The organism is Ligilactobacillus sp. RTP31139st1_D10_RTP31139_211217, from assembly GCF_040226755.1.
Classification (GTDB): Bacteria; Bacillota; Bacilli; order Lactobacillales; family Lactobacillaceae; genus Ligilactobacillus; species Ligilactobacillus animalis.
On sequence record NZ_JBCOAR010000009.1, the window covers coordinates 1 to 20,923 of the forward strand.

Annotated in this window: 24 protein-coding genes; 1 reads left to right on the top strand and 23 read right to left on the bottom strand. The window is 39.0% G+C overall.

Features of this window, described 5'->3' with window-relative positions:
• The 6 genes from rpoB to ABT996_RS06500 all read right to left on the bottom strand — a co-directional run.
• Positions 1-2,707, bottom strand: a 2,707-nt coding sequence (gene rpoB / locus ABT996_RS06475) for a DNA-directed RNA polymerase subunit beta (RefSeq protein ID WP_349924651.1), incomplete at its 3' end; no start/stop codon positions are given.
• 274 nt (positions 2,708-2,981) lie between these two features.
• The gene (locus ABT996_RS06480) at positions 2,982-3,701 is read right to left on the bottom strand and encodes a Panacea domain-containing protein (protein WP_035447700.1); all 720 of its coding nucleotides are present in this window, start codon (positions 3,699-3,701) and stop codon (positions 2,982-2,984) included.
• Positions 3,676-4,314 carry a RelA/SpoT-related domain-containing protein gene (locus ABT996_RS06485; protein ID WP_052006344.1) on the bottom strand — a complete coding sequence of 213 codons (639 nt, stop codon included), beginning with the start codon at positions 4,312-4,314 and terminating at the stop codon, positions 3,676-3,678. Before ABT996_RS06485 ends, ABT996_RS06480 begins: the two co-directional genes overlap by 26 nt.
• A gap of 58 nt (positions 4,315-4,372) precedes the next feature.
• On the bottom strand, positions 4,373-5,065 hold the full coding sequence (locus tag ABT996_RS06490) for a YjjG family noncanonical pyrimidine nucleotidase (protein WP_035447698.1): 693 nt from the start codon (positions 5,063-5,065) through the stop codon (positions 4,373-4,375).
• Positions 5,066-5,123: 58 nt separating this feature from the next.
• Entirely contained in the window at positions 5,124-5,564 is a 441-nt protein-coding gene (locus tag ABT996_RS06495; RefSeq protein ID WP_010688190.1) for a YcjF family protein, read from the bottom strand.
• Positions 5,565-5,664: 100 nt separating this feature from the next.
• Positions 5,665-5,838 (bottom strand): hypothetical protein, encoded by a 174-nt coding sequence (locus tag ABT996_RS06500; RefSeq protein ID WP_010688191.1) that lies wholly within the window; start codon positions 5,836-5,838, stop codon positions 5,665-5,667.
• Positions 5,839-6,028: 190 nt separating this feature from the next.
• On the opposite strand from ABT996_RS06500, the gene ABT996_RS06505 reads away from it, so the two are divergent.
• Positions 6,029-6,406, top strand: a complete 378-nt coding sequence (locus tag ABT996_RS06505) for a TetR/AcrR family transcriptional regulator (protein WP_052006343.1) — start codon at positions 6,029-6,031, stop codon at positions 6,404-6,406.
• Between the two features lie 238 nt (positions 6,407-6,644).
• Here ABT996_RS06505 and ABT996_RS06510 read toward each other — a convergent pair whose 3' ends face one another.
• The 17 genes from ABT996_RS06510 to ABT996_RS06590 all read right to left on the bottom strand — a co-directional run bounded on the left by ABT996_RS06510 (position 6,645) and on the right by ABT996_RS06590 (position 20,912).
• Entirely contained in the window at positions 6,645-7,790 is a 1,146-nt protein-coding gene (locus ABT996_RS06510; RefSeq protein WP_035447696.1) for a hypothetical protein, read from the bottom strand.
• A 48-nt stretch (positions 7,791-7,838) separates the two neighbouring features.
• On the bottom strand, positions 7,839-8,732 hold the full coding sequence (locus ABT996_RS06515) for a hypothetical protein (RefSeq protein WP_035447694.1): 894 nt from the start codon (positions 8,730-8,732) through the stop codon (positions 7,839-7,841).
• Positions 8,733-8,762: 30 nt separating this feature from the next.
• Positions 8,763-9,353, bottom strand: coding sequence for a 5-bromo-4-chloroindolyl phosphate hydrolysis family protein (locus ABT996_RS06520; protein ID WP_035447693.1), 591 nt, complete (start codon positions 9,351-9,353; stop codon positions 8,763-8,765).
• A gap of 167 nt (positions 9,354-9,520) precedes the next feature.
• Entirely contained in the window at positions 9,521-10,855 is a 1,335-nt protein-coding gene (locus ABT996_RS06525; RefSeq protein WP_035447691.1) for a toxic anion resistance protein, read from the bottom strand.
• 159 nt (positions 10,856-11,014) lie between these two features.
• A complete protein-coding gene (locus tag ABT996_RS06530; RefSeq protein WP_035447689.1) occupies positions 11,015-12,835 on the bottom strand; it encodes an acyltransferase family protein in 1,821 nt (606 codons plus the stop codon).
• Positions 12,832-13,203, bottom strand: a complete 372-nt coding sequence (locus ABT996_RS06535) for an MORN repeat-containing protein (RefSeq protein WP_035447687.1) — start codon at positions 13,201-13,203, stop codon at positions 12,832-12,834. The genes ABT996_RS06530 and ABT996_RS06535 overlap by 4 nt, the downstream gene beginning before the upstream one ends.
• A gap of 374 nt (positions 13,204-13,577) precedes the next feature.
• Entirely contained in the window at positions 13,578-14,066 is a 489-nt protein-coding gene (locus ABT996_RS06540) for a hypothetical protein (RefSeq protein ID WP_035447685.1), read from the bottom strand.
• Between the two features lie 88 nt (positions 14,067-14,154).
• A complete protein-coding gene (locus tag ABT996_RS06545; RefSeq protein WP_035447683.1) occupies positions 14,155-15,270 on the bottom strand; it encodes a YeeR family protein in 1,116 nt (371 codons plus the stop codon).
• The gene (locus ABT996_RS06550) at positions 15,228-16,361 is read right to left on the bottom strand and encodes a hypothetical protein (RefSeq protein WP_035447681.1); all 1,134 of its coding nucleotides are present in this window, start codon (positions 16,359-16,361) and stop codon (positions 15,228-15,230) included. The genes ABT996_RS06545 and ABT996_RS06550 overlap by 43 nt, the downstream gene beginning before the upstream one ends.
• 239 nt (positions 16,362-16,600) lie before the next feature.
• Complete coding sequence (locus tag ABT996_RS06555) at positions 16,601-16,735, bottom strand: hypothetical protein (protein ID WP_263851997.1); 135 nt, start codon at positions 16,733-16,735, stop codon at positions 16,601-16,603.
• Between the two features lie 204 nt (positions 16,736-16,939).
• Positions 16,940-17,137: a hypothetical protein gene (locus ABT996_RS06560; RefSeq protein WP_052006342.1), complete on the bottom strand. Its 198-nt coding sequence runs from the start codon at positions 17,135-17,137 to the stop codon at positions 16,940-16,942.
• 424 nt (positions 17,138-17,561) lie between these two features.
• On the bottom strand, positions 17,562-17,855 hold the full coding sequence (locus tag ABT996_RS06565; protein WP_035447676.1) for a Mor transcription activator family protein: 294 nt from the start codon (positions 17,853-17,855) through the stop codon (positions 17,562-17,564).
• A 145-nt stretch (positions 17,856-18,000) separates the two neighbouring features.
• The gene (locus ABT996_RS06570; RefSeq protein WP_035447674.1) at positions 18,001-18,330 is read right to left on the bottom strand and encodes a hypothetical protein; all 330 of its coding nucleotides are present in this window, start codon (positions 18,328-18,330) and stop codon (positions 18,001-18,003) included.
• A 129-nt stretch (positions 18,331-18,459) separates the two neighbouring features.
• Positions 18,460-19,137 (bottom strand): zinc ribbon domain-containing protein, encoded by a 678-nt coding sequence (locus ABT996_RS06575; RefSeq protein WP_035447672.1) that lies wholly within the window; start codon positions 19,135-19,137, stop codon positions 18,460-18,462.
• Between the two features lie 110 nt (positions 19,138-19,247).
• Complete coding sequence (locus ABT996_RS06580) at positions 19,248-19,790, bottom strand: hypothetical protein (RefSeq protein WP_035447670.1); 543 nt, start codon at positions 19,788-19,790, stop codon at positions 19,248-19,250.
• A gap of 74 nt (positions 19,791-19,864) precedes the next feature.
• A complete protein-coding gene (locus ABT996_RS06585; protein ID WP_035447669.1) occupies positions 19,865-20,386 on the bottom strand; it encodes a zinc ribbon domain-containing protein in 522 nt (173 codons plus the stop codon).
• A 10-nt stretch (positions 20,387-20,396) separates the two neighbouring features.
• Positions 20,397-20,912: a zinc-ribbon domain-containing protein gene (locus tag ABT996_RS06590; protein ID WP_035447668.1), complete on the bottom strand. Its 516-nt coding sequence runs from the start codon at positions 20,910-20,912 to the stop codon at positions 20,397-20,399.
• Positions 20,913-20,923: the final 11 nt, after the last annotated feature.

The window sequence follows — 20,923 nt, forward strand, 5'->3', positions numbered from 1 at the left end:
GTGCTAATTCATCACCAGCTTCACGCGTGAAGATCTTCACGTCTTGGACGATACCGCCACCACCGTGAGGCACACGTAAGGAGGTATCCCGAACTTCACGTGCTTTTTCACCAAAGATTGCATGCAATAGGCGTTCTTCAGCTGATAATTCAGTCATACCCTTAGGCGTAACTTTACCAACTAAGATATCGCCATCCTTAACTTCAGCACCGATGCGTACGATACCGAACTCATCTAAGTTCTTCAACGCATCTTCACCAACGTTAGGAATTTCACGTGTCATTTCTTCAGGCCCGAGTTTTGTATCACGAGCTTCGGATTCATGTTCTTCGATGTGGATCGAAGTATAAACATCTTCTTTAACTAAACGTTCGTTGATAGCGATAGCATCTTCGAAGTTGTAACCGTCCCAAGTCATGAAGGCGATAAGTGGGTTTTGCCCTAAAGCTAATTCCCCTTCTTCCATTGATGGGCCATCAGCTAACACATCATCAGCATCAACGTGGTCACCAACACGTACGATCGGTGTTTGGTTGTAGTTCTTACCACCGTTAGAACGACGGAATTTCATCAACTTGTAAGTGTCTAAAGAGCCATCTTCGCGACGCACGCGGATCTCACGCGCATCAACGTATTCAACTGTACCGTCATGGTCAGCGATCAAAGCATCACCGGAGTCATGAGCGGCTTTGTATTCAATACCAGTACCAACTAATGGAGCATGTGGCTTGATCAAAGGAACCGCCTGACGCTGCATGTTAGCACCCATCAAAGCACGGTTGGAGTCATCGTTTTCCAAGAAAGGAATACATGCTGTAGCGACCGCAACAACTTGTTTTGGTGACACGTCCATGTAGTCGACTTTATCAACGGAAATTTCGATGTTTTCATTTTTATGACGAGCCATAACAACATCATCAACGAATGAACCGTCATCGTTTAATGGTGAGTTAGCTTGAGCTACGACATAGTTATCTTCTTCATCAGCTGTCAAGTAGTCGATCTTGTCAGTAACTTTATGTGTATCCCAAGAAACACGACGGTATGGTGTTTCCACGAAACCATATTTGTTAACACGAGCATAAGTGGACAAACTGTTGATCAAACCGATGTTAGGACCTTCAGGCGTTTCGATCGGACACATACGACCATAGTGAGTATAGTGAACGTCACGAACTTCATAGCCAGCACGGTCACGTGTCAAACCACCAGGCCCTAAGGCTGAAAGACGACGCTTATGTGTAAGTTCGCCAAGTGGGTTTGTTTGATCCATGAACTGGGACAACTGGGAACTACCAAAGAATTCCTTGATCGAAGCAACAACTGGACGGATGTTGATCAATTGTTGTGGTGTTACCGTTGCGATGTCTTGGATAGACATTCTTTCACGAACCACACGTTCCATCCGTGTCAAACCGATACGGAATTGGTTTTGTAATAATTCACCCACAGAACGGATACGACGGTTACCCAAGTGGTCGATATCATCAACGCTACCTAAACCTTCTTGCAAGTTGAAGAAGTAGTTCATGGAAGCCAAGATATCAGCTGGTGTGATGTGCTTGTATTCCAAAGGTACATTACCGTTACCGATCATGTTGATCACGCGTTCTGGATCTGTTTCAGAGTAGACCTTGATGATCTGTAAGGTCATTGGTTCTTGGACCACACCTTCTTCAGATGGATGGAATGTTACCATCTTGAAGTCATCACGCTTGAGGTAAGGAGCTAGTTTTTCCATAGCTACCTTATCTAAAAGGTCACCCTTGTTGACGATGATCTCGCCTGTTTCTGGATCAGCTAAAGTTTCAGCTACACGTGTGTTCAATAAACGTGTCTTCAAATCAAGCTTTTTGTTGATCTTGTAACGGCCAACAGCTGCTAAGTCGTAACGTTTTGGATCAAAGAAACGAGCTGTCAAAAGACTACGTGCAGAATCAGCTGTCTTTGGTTCACCTGGACGTAGGCGTTCGTAGATATCTTTCAAGGATTCTTCAACCCGAGAATCTTCCATGTTCTTGTGGATATCTTTTTCCAAAGTATTCATCAATGCATCAGTTTCACCGAGCATTTCAAGAATTTGTGAATCTGATTCGTAACCCAAAGCACGGATCAATTCTGTCAATGGAATCTTACGTGTGCGGTCGATACGTACATACGCAACATTTTTAGCATCTGTTTCGTATTCCAACCAAGCACCACGGTTAGGGATCACCGTTGTACCGTAGTTTTCACGGCCATTTTTATCTAATTCAGAGTTAAAGTATACGCCGGGTGAACGAACTAATTGTGAGACAATAACACGTTCAGCACCGTTGATGATGAATGTTCCTTGCTTTGTCATCAATGGGAAATCGCCAAAGAAGACGTCTTGTGACTTGATCTCTCCTGTTTCCTTGTTGATCAAACGCAAAGTAACGTGTAATGGTGCTGAGTAGTTAGCATCGTGTTCACGTGCTTCGTCAACCGTGTACTTTGGTTCTAACAATTGATAATCTACAAATTCAAGTGATAAGTTCCCTGCGAAGTCTTCGATAGGCATGATGTCTTCAAACATCTCACGCAAACCTTCGTCTAAGAACCATTTGTAAGAGTCTGTTTGGATCTCGATCAAGTTAGGCAGATCTAGAACTTCTTTGATTCGAGAATAACTTCTGCGTTCACGGTGTTTGCCGTATTTTACTAAATGTCCTGCCAAGTTGTTCACCTCTCAAAATATTTACTGTAAATTGCTGCTACAACTGAAAATTAATATTACAATTATGTTACAAATAACTTTTTACAAAAATTTTCAGTGAATTTTGGCAAAAAAAAGCAAAAACAGATCATGTTTAATAAAATAAACCTCACTATTTTTGCTTCTTCGTTTACCTGATCCGGACAATAGATCGTATCAAGCATCTAAATTCACAGTTTTTGCATCTATATAGTGTAGCAATAAAAACCGGTACTGTCAATACTTTTTGCGCGTTTTCTGAAAACTATTTCGTCAGTGTCGGCAAACGTTCTAAATGATGATAAGCGCAAATATCTTCATCTAAAATTTTCAAATTTTCTTGCCTGGCACGCGCACGACTCCAAGGAGTCCCTTTTCGATGGGTCAAATTTTTCCCCGGATCATCCCAAGCTGCAATATATTGTTGCTTACACTGTTCAACTGTTGTTTTGATCGTCAAAAGTAATTCTGCAGTTTTTGGGTAGACCGCTAATTTTCCCTCAAATAAACCTGACTTTTCTAATTCATCAGTATATTTATTTTTACGATAGACTTCTCTTTCGACCGGTCCATGTTCAAATGCTTCAAAGTCAGCGATAAAGGGAGGTTCACGATATTTTTCTAAGTAATCAGCATAAATATAATATAGCGTCTTTTGTAATAAGAAAGAATTTAAATGGTAGCGTTGTACTAAATAAGCTGCAATATCAGTGGCATTCAATTGACTCAACCGTCTGACCTTTTCAACTAATTCAGATACGCTATCTAGTTGTATTGCATCAGAAAAATATGGATCCATACTCTGAATATCTGCAAAAGTTGTTCCTTCGCTGTTTATCACATGAATACTGATCCCCGCCAAAAAGTCTGGCGAAATATTTCGTAATTCACTTCTTTTTTTTAAAAATTCTTCTTTGTCTGTTGCAGCAAAATGATAAGCTAATGCGATTCCATTTTGCTTAGCTAAAGCGATCATATGAAGCATTACTTTCCACCATCCTCTTTCGTTCATGTTCTTCATGCGCAAAAAAATTATCAGCTTTGTTTGCAGAATCCCAAATCTGTAATTCCCACGGAAAACTATAGTTATTGATCTTGAAATAACAATGAATTGCATGATATCCACCAACATCACGATCAATAAATCGAAATAACTTCTTATCATCACACTTTAAAGTTAATAAATCTCTAATTCCGTCTAGATTTTTTTCAATATCTGCCAAAATGATCCGAAAACCCACCAAATCATTTAATGATTTATTTACAGAAATTCCGCCAAGAGATTTTTCCCTGTAAGAGTACTGTCTGATTTTATCATAGGTCGTCTTTTGGGATTTCACACGATAACTAAAATCAAAATCCAATAAATAATCTAGAAAGTCATATTCTATCTTTTCCATCAAAATAGCTGAAAATTTTAAATATCCTGGGATAAGTTCATGTAAGAAATAATCATCTCGCATAATATTGCCTATATTTAGTTTCCGTAAATTATATTTGCTCATATTTACTTTTTGTATAAATTTTTGAGAAAAATATAAATACTCTTCTGAAATAGCATCGATCAACTTTGATAGTACTACTAATGTATCTGACATACTCTCACTCCCCAAATACAGAGTAGTACTAATACTGGCTAACTACAACTTCATTTATTTAGCTTAAAATATCACTGATCTGAGCCAGCGAACTAGCTTCCAGATCGATCTTGATCTTAGGATCAGCTACCTGTTGCTTACGATTCAACCATAGTGTATCGATCCCGGCATTTTGGCCACCTAACATATCTGAACTGAGCGAATCACCGATGATCAGGGCTTTTTCTTTATCGAAACCCGCGATCTGATCAAAAGCACGTTTGAAAAAGAGTTGCGACGGCTTTTGGGCACCTAACGTCTCTGAGATGAAGATCTGTTTGAAATATTGATCAAACTTAGATTCTTTTAGCCGCTTTTCTTGGATGAATTTAACACCGTTAGTCACAATATACAGCTCATAGTCACGTGCTGCTAGATCTTCCAACAATTCACGTGCTCCAGGCAGGGGTTGATGACCATTAGCTAAAAACTGCAAGTAACGTTCATTTAAGCTATTATTAGCTAATGTTTTACCAAAATGCTCCTTAAAAAAGGTCGGAAAACGGATCGCCATCAACTCATCCCGTGTGATCTCGCCACGTTCGAGCTGTTCCCACAGTCCTTGGTTATATGTGGCATAGGCCTGTTTTACCGTAGCAGTCGGCTCGATATCGACTGAAGTGAATAGCTGGTCGAGCGCTTGGTCTTGAGCCGCATGAAAATCAAGTAAAGTGTCATCAACGTCAAATAATAATGTCTGGTAGCGTTTCATCTCTTATACATCCTTTTTGTGTTTTTGCCAGTTTAGCACAAAAATCTTCGAACTGGTACTATTTTTTCTTCGTTGCGATCGCGATCGCTGTTAAAATGATCGAACTCAAGCTCTCAAGATCGATCGCATTACCATCTTCAAATTCTTTGATCAAAACTTGGCCGATCGCTTCGGTCACTGAAACGGCTACACCTGCACTGATCGCGCCTCCTAGAATACTTCCAGCACCTGGGACTAATTTGAATAAGCTACCTGCTAAGCTCCGCCCCATCGTTGTCGCAAAAGTGGATTTGAGCACACCTTGTACCATACCCTTAGAAACATTTTTACCGTACGCCCGATAGATCTGCACGATCATTGCGGTTTGGATCGGCATCAAAGCTATCGCGTCGGCAAATGGGATCGGTGTTGCCGCCACTGTGGCTGCTCCGATTGCTGCTGTATGGACCGCTTTTTGTGCCTTTTGTTTAGGTGTTTCGACTACTTCATTTTTATCCATAAAAATACCTCCCACTTTTTTCTTTCTACTATATAGTATAGTCGAAAACTAGCAGGAGGCATTTATTTTGCCTAAAACTTATAAGAAGGTTAAGGTCCGTTCATTTATCCTTGGGTAAAAATAGATCCCTATATACGACTGCAATGATCGGCAATAGCACTAAAGCAGCTAAGGCCATGACCCATTGATTTTCACGGTTAGTATAAATAATAGCTACATATACTATGAATAATATCAAACTCACAAGAGCCGATAATAATTTTTTATTTTTCATACGTTTCTCTCCTCTATAATCATTGAACATGTTACAATATTCCCATCATTTTCCACACTATACCCTAGCTCTACCTAAGAAATATATCCCTAAAAATTGACACGCTGACAACATATCCCTGAGTAAAATAGCGATTTTCCCTGCCTATTGCTTAACACAGTGACAATTTTTTATGGAAAGGAATCACAAAATGAGAGAAACACGGGAAATGATCATCAATGCTGTTATGCGTTTGGCTCTGCAAAACAAGCAGCGATCACACTTGACTTTAACTGAGATCGCAAACGAAGCTGGCATCTCACGCCAAGCCATTTATCAAAAGCATTTTAATAGTGTTGATGAGATCTTTGACTACATCCATGCAACTATCGACGAACAGATACTGCAAGTATTCCAACAAAAAGTCCTCTGCTTGCCTCCAACTGAACTCTATCACGGGATCGCTGTACATATTTTGCCACTGATCTACCACCAGCGCGAGTGGCTTAGAGTCCTTTACAGCACTAACATTGATCTAAAATGGCGGCACTACTTATATGAGAGGCCAGTGTCACCTCGGAATATCTGACAACACATCCGCCTCTAAATACTCCCTTTTCACAAACTATGACCGTCAAACTTTTGACCGACCACTTGATCACGGTCATCTCGATCTGGTTAAGCGATGAGATCCCGCTCCATCCGTCCAAATTTTCACCGATTTTTCTAGAGTTGATGACTCGATCACCAAATTCGTTTTTCAACAAATAATGATGATATTACGCAAAAAAAGACTTGAGATCTCTAACTGATCTCAAGTCTTTTCATTACCACATATAGCAGACCTTAAGGTAATATTCTTCACCCATAAAATGATACTTTGTAACAACTAATGGCTTACCATCATTATCTTCATCAACGATAACAACTACATCTGAACAATTTTTGGGTCTAAAATTATCTCTGAATTTTGGAGCAACTTCTATTGGAACATCCACGAAATCTTCTTGTTCATTACCATAGATATATTTAAATCTAAATTTATCTGGATCATATTGCTTGATCTTAACATTTTTCAATTGGTCCATAAATAGTAGTACATTTAATTTAGCAATGTGCTCATCTGACATCAATTGTTGCATCTTACGAACAGCTAATTCATTGGCAGCATCCAATTTTGAAATTTTGTTATCTAAATGATTTTCTTCTAAAGATAACCGACCTTGGATCTCATTTTTGAGTTCTTCGATCCTGTCAGTTACTCGCTTGTCAAAATCTTCTGCACGTTCAAACTCACCGCGAACCAATGGAGCTTTAGCATACTCATCTTTGACTAGCTCGTTTAGTAGATCATCACTTTTAGCAGTTACTTCCGCCACATAACGATCTAAGTCTTCGATATTGTTACCTTCTAATTCGTCGCTTAGATACATTATCATCAATTTTTTGTGGATGTATTCAGCCTTTACCGGATCCAACATTTTCATGTAAAATGTTGTATAATTTTCCTTCAAAGCTTTATCCATTTGCTCACGCCATTTTCGCTGATCTTCTGCTAATTGTTCTTCGTTACGTTGTACTTTTTCATGTTGTTTTACATAACTTTCAACTTCATCAATAGTTGCGACCCCATGATCGATCCTTTTTTGAAGTTCTTTACCACCGTAATTTAAAACGAATTTGTTGACTTTAGCCCAATTACCTTCAGTAGGAAGTGCTTCATGATTGATATCAGCAAAATAATTAAACCAGTAATTTCTAGCAGCTAATTCATTCAACGTGAATTGATATCTGTTGATTATTGGTGTTTCACGTTCCATCTTAGAAATTATTGCATCAACATACTCAACTCTTCTCCCGACAATTACCGCATACTCCGCTGGCAACAAGCCCCCAGTGAGATAAACATAAACATACTCAGGATTATTTACGAAAATATCCTCGCCCTTATTAATAGCTTTTTCGATCTTCAAGCGTAATTCATTTTCTTTTTGCTCCTGTTTTGCAAGAAATTCTTCCCGTTATGATTCAGGTAATTCACTATAAGCTAACATTTTAGCTTCAGCGACCCTATTTAGCTTCAACATACATTCCAATTTTACTGTTGTATATTTTCCATCAACATCAAATTTATTTATGATATCCAAGTATTCATTGATGTTTTCTTTAGTTAGGTTCCCCTGTAATAAAGAGACTGTATGTTCCAAGATTTTCCCACGGAAAGTTTCAAACTCTTCGCTATCATTGGAAAACAATTGGTGCACTGCATAACTCCAAAATGTTGGGTCATTTTCGGCGATCGCTTTTTCAATGAGCAACTTTTCTAAGCGAACATGTTGTGCAGGACTCAAAACTTCCAGCAAGTCGAGCCGGAGTGCATCATAGCTAGTTAAATCACGTTCTACTAACGGTTCTAGCATATTTTGATAGGTAACTACTGTCTTTTGTTCCTTGTTGAGTGCAGCGATAACTGCATCAAACATTTCAGCTTTATCGCCTATTGGTAATGAATTGAATGTAAGTTGTTCATTTTCAAGCTTAACAATTATAAGTTTATCGTCACTAGTATAACATAATAATAGATCATTTAAGGGCATGGCTAAGCGTTGTTCATCATTGAACTTCCAAAATACCCACTCATCAGTTGCACCGATCCCCAAAGTCCCATTATTGCGCATCATTGTTGTATCTACAAAGAATAGTAGATCTCGATAGTCAACATTGAATACTTCACGTAAATTATCGACCTTTTTGTGCTCGATTTTTTTAGTAGATGCATTCGAGATCTTTCTTTGTTTTAGTTGCTTAGCGATCCTATTCTTTAATTCTCGCTTTTGAGCATTTTCACCAAGCTGACAAATCTCATCATCGACTATTTCATTAGCAAACTTCTTAATACCATCAAAGAATCCCATCTTAATCCCTCACGATCACCTGTGTTCATACTACTTCAACATGTCTTCAATATCATTTTTGCTGTCGACTTGGGGCATCTCTTTTTTTGGCATAGTTGTGGTATTTTGGACCACATCACTTACCATTGCTCCACCAAGTGCTGTTTGGCTTTGCATATCGGCAACTTGTCCCATCAAGACGCGCTTGTACTCTGCTTGGATCTTTTGCGCAAAGCCTTCGATCTGAGCTTTAGTGCTCGACAAAGTCTTTTGCACTTCAGGATCATTAGCGATCAAATTGTTGTCATAGATCCGATTATAGTAACTGAGCGTTTTGTTCATCTCAGGCAAAATGTTTACTACCATACCTTCAAAAGTGAATATCCTAGGTGGATCATTCAAGATCTTCACCGCAATATCATCAAAATAACTTTGCAATTTGTACTTAGGATCGATATAGCGCAAAGTAGGATTGTTCGTTATCGCAACCATCACTGCATTTGCTTGGGCAAAATACTGATCCACACTAGTGCGCCATTTTTCGATATCATCATTATTATAATCAAAGCGCCGTTTTACGTTTTTGGCAAATTTAGCTCGGTCAGCTAGATAACCGTTGATGATCGCCCGATTTCTTTGCATTACTCGTTGACGTTCCAGTTCTTGAACACTTGGTTGAGGAACCTTATGTGTTGTATTTTTTCTTGATCTGTAAATAATATACGCGATCACTGCACCAGGAATGCCAATGTACCAAGGTAAAAATAAAACTAGTAAAATTGCAATTATCTAATATACTACTTTTTTCATTAACGTCCTTTTTCTGCATATTCTTTGACCTTTTGCTTCATTTTTTCTTCCATTTCGTTGAGCTTTTGCGTCGAAATTTCACGGATCCGGCGGCCTTCTTCTTGGATCTGCATCGTTTCATCCAAAGTTTGGATCAATTTGTTTTGTGCATATTCTAGTGATTCGATATCAACGATCGCTCTTTCATTTTCCCGCGCCGTTTCCACACTTGTTTGATGCAAGGCATCTGCCCCTTGGACTAACAGATCATTTGTCAGGTCACTGATACCTTTTTCCGTTTCCGTAACTTGTTTTTGGCGTAATGTACTCATGATGACCACAAAGTTCGTGCGCCAAGCTGGCAAAGTCGTCATGATCGTGGTTTGGATCTTTTCAGCTAAGTTGACGTTATTTTCTTCGATCAAACGAATCGACGGTGCTCGTTGAATGATCATTTGGCGGTTGACCCTAAAGTCATATTTCCGTCGATCGATCGCTGCAACATATTTATTAGCGACTTCCAACTGTTCTTGGATCTTAGCTTCATCTTGCGTCGGATCTTTTTTAGCTTCTTGTAGCTCAGGGATGATCTTAGTCACAAGCTCTTCTTCATAAATTTCCAAACCTGCGATCAAGATATTAGTAACTCTGAATAAGTTCAAATTTTCGGTATAGAAGGCATCTAATTGCTTATTATCTTCGACTAAGATCTGTTGATCGACACCGAGTTTATTTTTCAAAGCATCGATCCGATCAGAAGTAGCTTTAAAGATATCTTGTTTCTTTTCTGGAACTAATTTGCTTGGCTTTTTCTTGAATAAGCCAAAGAAACCTCCCCGATCTTCTTGTTGTGTTTCTTCACGTTCGACTTGATCAGCAACTTCTTGTAAGTTGATGCTCTTGATCACATTAGCCAACATATTCAGATCGGCACTGACAGATTTACGATTGCTATCATCAAGACCTTTTTCCATATATTTCTTGGAAAAGGCATCAATACTATCAGCGGCTTTTTGACCGTAATTCGTCAATGTGCTCCGTTCTGCATAGTTGAGCTGTTTAGATTGCTTTTCAGCCAATTTTTGATCATTTGCATCTAGCTTGTTGTAGAGCGTTTTTTCAACTTTAGGTGCCTCTGTTTGTGCCGGTACATTGGCAGTATCATTGCCCAATAATTCCGATACGTCATTACCCGCTGATGGCGCTGGGGCATTTGTCGTGACAGGTTTAGCGACCACACTTGCTACTTCATCTGCACTTTTGGCGACTTGCTTGGTTTGCTCTTTAGTCTGACCGTATAATTCACTCATTAAATCGTCGCCTTGACTAACATCTAATAAATCTTCAACACTCATTTGAGGACCCTCCTATATATGTAAAATCGTTTTAGGTCCATTATATTTAAAAACAAATTCATTTGATATTGTACATATACATGACTAATTCCATGTATTTTTCCTTGCAAAAACGCAAATAAAAAAGTACCAGCAAATTTTTTGCTGATACTTAAATGGTTATTTCTTAACTGGTGTCTTTTCAGCCCGTTTGAGTGCATCTTGGATACAATCAAGATACAACTTGCTGGCATCTTCACGTCCACCAAAGTGTGTCCCATCAGTGCCTTCAAAGACTTCTTGGTGTGCTCGGGCAACTTGATCCCAGTCGCCGATCGTGATGAACTTGTATTTGCTTGGTAAAGTCCGTTCCCACACACCCAACTTATATGAGTTATACGAAGAATCGGCATGGCCATCATGCGGGGTGATGAAGATCAAATGATGCCCTGGTTTCAAGTCATTGATCACCTTTTGCGTTTGTTCTTGATAATCATCTAACGAGTTGGTCCCGATACAGATCACCACGTTTTTACGCAATTGCCCACTATTTTGTAGATTCATCAAAACATCATAAGCTAGATTCATCGTGCGGTTACCTTCTGCGTCGATATCGACGTCTGTCATGTGTTCCAACAGATAACTGCGACTGCCAAGCGTCACACTATCGCCGATGATCGTCGTTCCAGCTGGGATACCCGTATTTTGATCGGCCGCTACTGGCGTCTCATTTTTAGGCGCAGTCGCTTTGGCGTACGCCATATCGAGCTTACCGACATCTTGTTGGATCCCACCTAACATCAAGTTTTCTTCCAACGAAGAGATCGTCGGTGCTTGTAAACAGAGAAACACCCCAAACCCGATCGCTAGTGTCATAAAACCACCTAAAGGCGTCACGATCTGTTTGAAATTGACTTCACGCCCAACCAATGAGACCGGTTTACCGCGGAGAAGCGGCTCTAAGAAGTAATACGAGAAGCTCGCAAAGATGACCGATAAGATCGTTGTCAAAAGCGCGGCGATCCCGTTACTGAACTGCTTGGATAAGACGACAAACAACGGCCAGTGGAACAGATAAACACTATAGCTGATATCTGCGAGGTAGACAAAGATCTGGGGCTCTTTTACATCTAGCGTCTTGCGGTGTAAGATATTAGCCCCAAAGATCGCACCCGCGGCAAAGAGACTCGCTAAAATAAAGCCAAACATATAAGTCTCACGGCGATCAAAGCGCAGGAAGTAAGCCAAGATGAATAATAGTGCTAAATTTATCACCATAAAGGCTAAAGCTTTATTTTTAGTCCAATGTTTCTCAACACTTGCACTGAAAGCTGGCATCAGATCTTGGATCCCCGCGATTGATCCCAACACGCTCCCGACGAAAAATGGGAAGATGTGAGTCACACTGGAGAAGTAGATCGGTGAAAATTCACTCAAGCCTTGGGCTCCTAGATACATTGCGGTCGCACTTCCTACTGCGAGTAAGGCTGAACCAGCCAGCACCCGCAAGCGGAATTGTTTGACCGACGTTGAGACTTTGGTCAATAAGTAAAGTAAAAAGCCCCAGATCAAGTAGAATTGAACTTCGATCGCTAATGACCACGTGTGGACGAACAAATGCGGAATAAAGCGCGATTCGTACGTTCCACCCGTCTTGATTTCAAAGATGTTGGTCACAAATCCGACCGCTGATGTGATCTGGCGTGTCAGGTCAGTGATGTAATCTTTACCAACCAATAAAGTGAACGGTAAAACGATACAGATCATCAAGACCAGGGGTGGCAAGATCCGCATCACGCGCCGATAATAGAAATCACGCAACCTAAATTTTTGCGAGCGACTGAACTCATCGATGATCAAAGCGGTGATCAGATAACCTGAGAACGTAAAGAAGATATCGACCCCGATAAAACCACCAGTATAGCGCATTTGAAAGAAGTGATATAAGAGCACACAGATCAGACCCGTGATCCGGATCAAACTAAACCATTTGATTCTCATTTGTCTTTGTACTCTCCTTTGACATAGTTACCGGCTTGGATGACGTGGTCTTTATCCTGCAATTTGCCCGCGCCATTTGCGACACCCTTGTGGAAGATCCCCGTAAAAGTCCAGCCGTTATGTGACTTGAAAGTGCCCCGACCTTCAAAATGTCCGTCTTTGAAGCCACCGGTGTAAACATCACCGTTTTTGAACTTGAGCGTCCCTTTGACGGGTTTACCCTCATTTGTCGTACCTGTATATGTGCTGCCATCTTGGAAAGTCAACGTGGTCTTCTTTCCACCTGCATTGCTGAGAAAAGTTATCAGCACACAGACCACAATCAAGATCCCTGAGGCTAGCAAGATAATATTTTTTCTACCCCACATAGCTAAAATGTTTTTCCTTTCTTTCTAATCAATTTATTATAATAACATATTTAACGCTACATAATAAACAGAAAACTGCGCAGAAAGTGATAAAAATAAAAAATCTATATCCGTCTCCTTAAGGAATAGGATATAGATCTTTAGCGGACTGATAAAATTTTTTCACAAAGCCGTTCGGAGAAGGCCCTTTGGAAGCTGCCAATTTTGAATCATTTAATTACAATAAATTTGTATTCTCTTTCATACAAAATTATACCAACTAAGGAGAGATTTTACATGAAAAATAAACCTATATGATGAGCCTGAAGTACTTGTTCAAAATGCGCTTAAAAATCTAAACAATCCAGACTTTAGAAAGACGTTGCCTTCCATCTTTAAATTAAATGATTTAGTAGAGCAGTAGGCATGAGCTTTTGCCGCATAAGTGAATTAATCAATGTTGACTTTCCCAAACTCATTGTAGCTACAACATTAACTTCGAACTCATTATTTTTTGCCTTCTCAAAATCTCTAGTTACTTTTGATGATTTTAAGGCATCAAAAGGTCCCTTTTGAATTTTTTCAAACACAGCTTGAATTGCAGCTTCCTTATTCTCCATCCCCTCTTTAGCTGGGAGATACTTTGTCTTGATATTTGCTTCGTCAGCAATTTCTTTTAAATCTTCATAGTCTAATTTTGTACCATAGAATACAATTTCAACATCTCTTGTATTGAATTCTTCTCTCACATATTCAGGTAATTTGTTGATCCATTCTTGGAGACGTTTTTCCCCAACATTAAATTTACTATTTTGCTTAACTGGACTCCCATCAATTGTGACTTCCGTTTGTAAACGATACGGGTTATATTTAATAAACTGCACAAAAATAGCGCATATCTTCTCTGAGATACACGCTATCTACTAACTAATTATGCGGTTTGAAATACACCAAATGCCGTTTGCACAGTTTCTATGATTTCATCTTCATTGATTTCACGTTTTTTAGTTTATCGATGATCATCTTACGATATAGATCACGAATATACTTACGTGAGTTTCCAGCAGCAAACATATCTTTATACAACTTTGATGTTTCCTTACCCACAAAAATCTTATTTACGATTTCTTCGAATTCATCTTGTTTCAATGGACAAAAAATAACTAGATCGATAAATTCTTCTTTGGCGATTCTGATCATTTTTACGCTATCATCTTCGGTAAACTTGTCCGCAATTGATCCAACAGCACCACCAATCATACCACCAATTACCGTCCCCGCTCCGGGGATGAAAGAACCGAGCATAGCACCAGTAGCTGCACCACTTGCAGCACCGGCAGCTGTAACGGCTGTATTTTTGACCAACTGTTGCATTGAGATACGACCTCTTAGAAAATCAACCACATCAGGGCCAATAGTGATTGCTGCTGTAACGCCAATAGCTGTTCTCTGGGTAATTTTATCAGCTTTTACACCCTTAAAAATAGATTTAGCTAAATTAGAACCACCAAATTGAGATGATACTGTATAAATAGAAGCACCCACTAAAATAGGCTTTACGGATCCTAACACAGCTCCCTTTAATGCTTCATCTGCATCTTGCCCATGCCATCGTGCATTAACATAATACCATACCTGACTAACTATCACAGTTGGAACTGTATTAGCAACACCCGTCAAAAAATCACTATCAACTGAATAAACTAGCTTCTGGCCAAATGAAACTGATTTAACTTGTCCATCCACAACAATTGTGCTTCCACGGTCAAAAATAGATTTAGTAGCAATTTGTGAATGCTCATATGACAGCGCCCCACGTTTAACATAACGCGCTGCATTTTGAGGATTTGTTTCATTAGGAACTTCTCCATTTTTAATGCGTCGAGCCATCGCTTTAACAGCTTTATTATACTGATCACGTGGTACCTCAATTTTCATCATAGAACCATCAGGATTCCGATATTTTGCCACACCATTTTCAAAAGCTGCTGCAATACTCTTATTTGCACTTGAATAGTACTTAGTTTGAATATTTACACCGTTAACTACTCTATCAGCTCCATGCTTTTCGTGACTATTACCTTCCATTGACGTCTTCTTAGACTAAGCTTGTCCATAGTATCGCCCATCAACTCGCCAGCATGACCATGCCCTCTAGCACCTGAAAAACGATCGTTGATCTGATGTTTTTGGAACAGACTTTCACCGGTAGAATTCCCTAATATATGGTTAGCTATACTAGTATCAGTAGCTCTATCCAATATCTGTTGATTAGTTTTGGCCAAATTCTTTTCTTGTTCTTCTGTGAATACGTGGTCTACATCATCAACTGAAGCAATTCGCTGAACTTCTTGTTGCTGTTGTTTAGCAATTTCATATTTGGTATTGATTTCTTGTGTGATCCCATCAACATCAGACATTTGAACTTTAGCTAAATTATGTAGAATAGTCGTACAATTCTTAGTCCAACCATTATCAATGGCTGCACGAATGATCTTATATAGAAAAATAACTTCTCTCTCGTTACCACTTGTAATTTGCTTAGTTTCACCGTTATAGTAATTGATCATAACGGTTGTGTTTGTTCGACTAACATCATAAATATTAGCAAACGGCACTTCGACTTCTTTTACAAGAAATTTCTCTTTTGCTTCTTTAGCAGCTTCAACTTGTTTTTTATAAATAATACCTGTTGTTAAAACTAGGTATCCATATTCACGGAATGCCATCTCATTATCAGCTGGATGTGCATTATAGAAAATTGGAAAAATAGCATCTTGATCTTCAGCATTCAGTTTTGATCCACTTGCAAATGCCTGAGCACGATTATAAGGTAAGTCATCGGCTAAAGCCTCATACGTCATAGGATCAACTTCATTTTCAAGTGGTGTGTTCGCTGCTTTTTCCAAATCTTCAGCTAACTTGTACGGACTGATAAAAGGATAATTTGCCTTTGCCCAGTTCTTTTTGGCACTATTCTGACTCATATAGCCTAAAATAAAAATAATTGCCAAAAACACAACGATCGTTTGCATAAATCCTACAAAATGGTTAAACAATAAATATGGTATAAAAGCGAAAAAGATGCCGGTCGTACACGACATCCCATTTCCTAATCCTAATTTTTTAGAAGCTAAATAATAACCCAGTACTCCTAAAGACAACAACAATAAATACATCTGCATCCCTCCAAAATAAATATACTTGCTACTTACTTTTAGTGGTTACAGCTGTATCTATCAATAAAAACATTAAGATTTTTATAAGGAAGAAACAAAAATAGCCCGATCCCATGAACCGAGCTACTTTGATCAATCGAACCAATCTTCTGGATCACCTAAAAATTGGTACATATAGTTGTAAACTTTTTCTGCCACTACGTACATCTTTTGGTAAATTTCATCTAACATCTGTGGGCCTACTTTCTTGATTTTCCAGCATCACTGCGCTTTTTGCGCCAGCTACCATCTTTGTTGCGCGAACGATTTTGCCCTGCTGTAGGACCAGTTTTGACGATCGGTCCATGGGTATTTCTTGGTGAATTGTTAGTCATTAGACTTCTCCTTTCTGTGTAATGCTCTAGTCTTCATCCAACGTATTGCCTAGTGATCCGGTGATCAAAGCTACCACTAAACTTTCAATTGATCACCTTATGTTTTATATTATCCGCCGATAAGTAGACGTATAGTGTCACCTAATGCAAAAAGAATAACTTTTTTCACTGCACAAAAAAAGCTCTAGCAGATATGCTAAAGCCTCATTGATCATCTTCAGTTATCTCACTGATCATCCATCGCACACTGCGCTCACTGTAACCAGTCAATTTTGCCAGCTCACGTACATTCAAGCGATCCATATTTTCCGCGATCTTCTTGCGCGCATAATCTTTAGAATGTAATTTGGAAGGAAAATAGATGGTGCTTCCTCGCAAATTATCATAGACCAGATTGACCACCCGCTCGCCAAACAGCTCGTAGAATAGCTGATAAATTCCGTTGATTCATCTTAACAATTTCCTCATCATAGTTTGTTGGCAAGCATCGTTTTTCTTTGATCACATCTTGCACAAAACGCAAACTATAGCCTAATTCTAGGGCTAAAATACGTGGTTGCTTGTGATCTTCATGCTTTAAAATATAATATTCACAGTACTACTTAGAATACAGCCGCATAGAAAAGTCATATTTGGTACTCTTGACCATTTCAAACAATTTATGTGTCCGTTGCTCTCCAATCAGAGCTGACATTTCGACTGGCATTTTCATAAATTTTCGCCTTGGAAATTATCTCGATAAATCCTAATTTATCAACCTTATATTTAGCATATTCTATGAATTTGTCAACAATAAATATAATTTTTTAAATTTATTTTAGGTTGCCTATTTTTTGCAATCTGCTACCGGTGTGCCTTTTTCACGGGCTTTACGCAAATTATCCGAGACCCATTTTTGGGAATAACCATACTTGCGCGCTAGTTCACGTGAATTGCGTCCGTTATATTGTTCAGTGATCTTTGTCGCAGCGATCTTACGGTCATAGAGATGGCTTGGGATCACTAATTGCGAGCCTTTGTAGTGATCGTGGACCTTCAACATGCTTTCTAGACCGATCAAATTCTGTAATTCCTTATAAAATGAGTGCAATGCCTCAATATCGATTTCTTCTTTATCCATAATGATAAACTCCCTAGCATTAATACATCCCAAATTATATAAAATGCGTCTTGCAGTTGATATAGCGGTCTTCAACGTACTTATACATGTAGTTTTACATGAAAAAATACCTGACCAAATTTTTGAAATTCGATCAGGTATTTTCTTATCCAAACCAAACGCCCACCATTCCTAAGCCTTCAAAACCCTTTTGAAAAGATCTTCTAGTAAAAACCGTCAACTGGGAGACTATCTCTTCTTGGGCACGGGTGAATTTTGTCTTTTTAGCAAGTGATAGCCTCGAAAACTCTCTTTTCAGCGCCTCGATCGCTTCGGGCACCTCGGCGTACTGGACTGAAACTTTATCTGACGTATTTATTTTGTTATACGCATTTTGAACGGCTGCTTTAGCTGCTTGATGATCTAGAAGGTCGTATAATTCTGCGAGTAGCTCGTTGACTTTTTGGATATTTTTCTTTTGTTTTGCCTCTTTCATCATATCCCCCCAGTCTAAATATTTACACGTAAATTCTACCATGCTAGATTTTTCACGTAAACGTTATCTTTTACCTAAATTAAGACAAAAAATACCCAACGCAATTTTTGCGTTAGGTATGTAACTATACTATGACCGGTTCTTGAGATAATATGTTCTGACCTGTCCTTGTTGGTTTAATGTCAAAGTATTGCCTGAGATCGTCACTTCACCTAAAACAATTTCACGATCCATTACAAAAAATCTAGTCCCGCCTGCACTAACATTTTCGATCGTAAAAGTCCCATCGTTGTGCATCATAGTACCTGATGGACCAACTGTATTATGACTCATCAAAACTGAATCAGTTCCTTGGATGACCAAAAGTTCTTCGTCACCATTTCCATTAGGATTTGTCGACCAAGCTGTTGTTTGACCTGCAACTATCCCAGTTGAAGCTGGTGCTGAACTTGCTTCTTGGCTACTTGAAGATGCTGTTTCTACACTTGTGCTAGAAGCTTTTTCACGTTCAGATGAACTTTCCACTGCTGTTGAGCTTTCTTTTTCACTAGAACTTTCTTTTTTCTTAGCTTTGGACGAACTCGTTTCTTTTTTGGAACTTGCCACTTGCTTGGTTGGAGCACTTGCTGTTTGGTTAGTAACCGCCTTATATGCAAAGAAACCACCGCACAGTACAACTAAAGCTCCGATAACTAATAAGATATATAGCCATGGACTTTTTTTCTTGCCCGTTGAAAAATTATAGCCACAATTTTGGCAAAACTTTGCTCCAGGAGCATTATTATTTCCACAATTTGGACATTGCATAGTCTTCCCTCCTAATCTGCTTCATAGATATTATCGTCATCATCATAGGAACTACTTTCGGTATTATCTTCTTTTGACTCTGGTTGATAGTGATAAGTCGTGATCTGACCTTAATTGTTCACAGTCAAAACATTGTCAACGATGCTGATTTCCCCTCTATCGATCCGTCCTTGTGGCGGACCACTCATAAGATGGAAACTTTCACCATTGTTTTCGATCCCGCTAATATCATAAGTTCCATCTTCTGGAGCCTTACTTCCGTTTGAAATTGTCACAGTTGTCGTTCCATTGATCGTTAAAACTGGGCCATTATCACTGACCCAAGTCGTCGTTTGACCGTTAGCTACAACAGGTGTTGGCGCATCTTGATCAACTTCTTGCTCATCTGATGAATCTGCTTCATCATCGGAACTGGCATCTTCTTGGGTTGAACTATCATCGTTTTCGTCTTTAGGGGGATCCTTGACCGTTTCAGTTTTTAACTTAGTACTTGTTTTAGCTGGACGTTGAGCTAGTGAGTTATGCACTAAAGTTATCGCACCAACTGCAAGCACACTGAGTAACAAACCAATAAACACGCCTAAAATGTATTTACCAACATTATTCTTTTTAGGCGGGATCGGTTGAATAAAAGTTTGTTGTGATGGTAACAAACTTTGTCCACAGTTTTCGCAAAATTATGCGTTAGGTAAATTATCTTTTCCACAGTTTGGACATTGCATCTAACTCACTTCCTTTCACGAACAAAGTAACCCCATTCATTATCCACTGGCATAGCCAATACAGTTCTTTCTATTCCATTTATCTTGCGTTTTTCCATACGAAATTCAATTCCTTTATTCGTACCTTCATCTTCCTTCATAAATGCAATCAACTTAGTACTGTTTGAAATAATTCTGGTTGTCAATTTAACTGTTTTGGTATCGTCTTTTGTTACAATTTTTAATTCACTTGGAGTAAATACAACTTTTATATCTTTACTAAAATATTCTTTGTTCGTCGCATCCACTAATTTCCATGTACCCGTAACATCCTTAAGTTCGATCTTATCGTATTTTACATACTTAGGATCATTGTTGCTCACGCCAAAATGATATGCTAGACCCGTCCCAATTGCTGTAAAAAGCAAAAAACTAACAAGAATAACTACTGGTAATTTCGAACGACTAGCTTTGGGCAAAATAAGCCCACATTGCTGACAAAACTTCTCTCTAGGTGAATTTTGATACCCACAAGTTGGACAAATCATAGACGCACCTCTACTTTCTTACGTAATATCCCCAGCAATCTTGAGAATCAACATAGACTGCAAGCACAACTCTATCTTCACCGTCAACTTTTCGTCTTTCGAGTCGTAGCTCAAAGTAATTTGCTGTAAATATATTGTTGCTATCAGCAATGATCAGAGTATTATCGTCAGTTACCGAACTATAACGAGCTTCAACTTTGTCACCAGAATCCGTTGTTATCTCATCTTCATTGATCTTGATCTGGTCAGTCATCTTGCCACTTTTACTCTCACCAACTAGATCCCAAGTGCCTTCGATATCAGCTAATTCTAATTTATCAGCTGTTTTATACTCAGGGTCGTTATTACCTAACATATATAAACCACCAAAAATCAATACTACTACAGCTACACAAATTCCGATGATCGCTGGAATCGATAATCCTTTTTTCTTAGTTGAAGCATAAACTTGCAATTGCGCCCCACAATTATTACAAAAGGTGGTACCAGCAGGATTTTGATGTCCACAATTAGGACAATTTGACATATTATATCCCC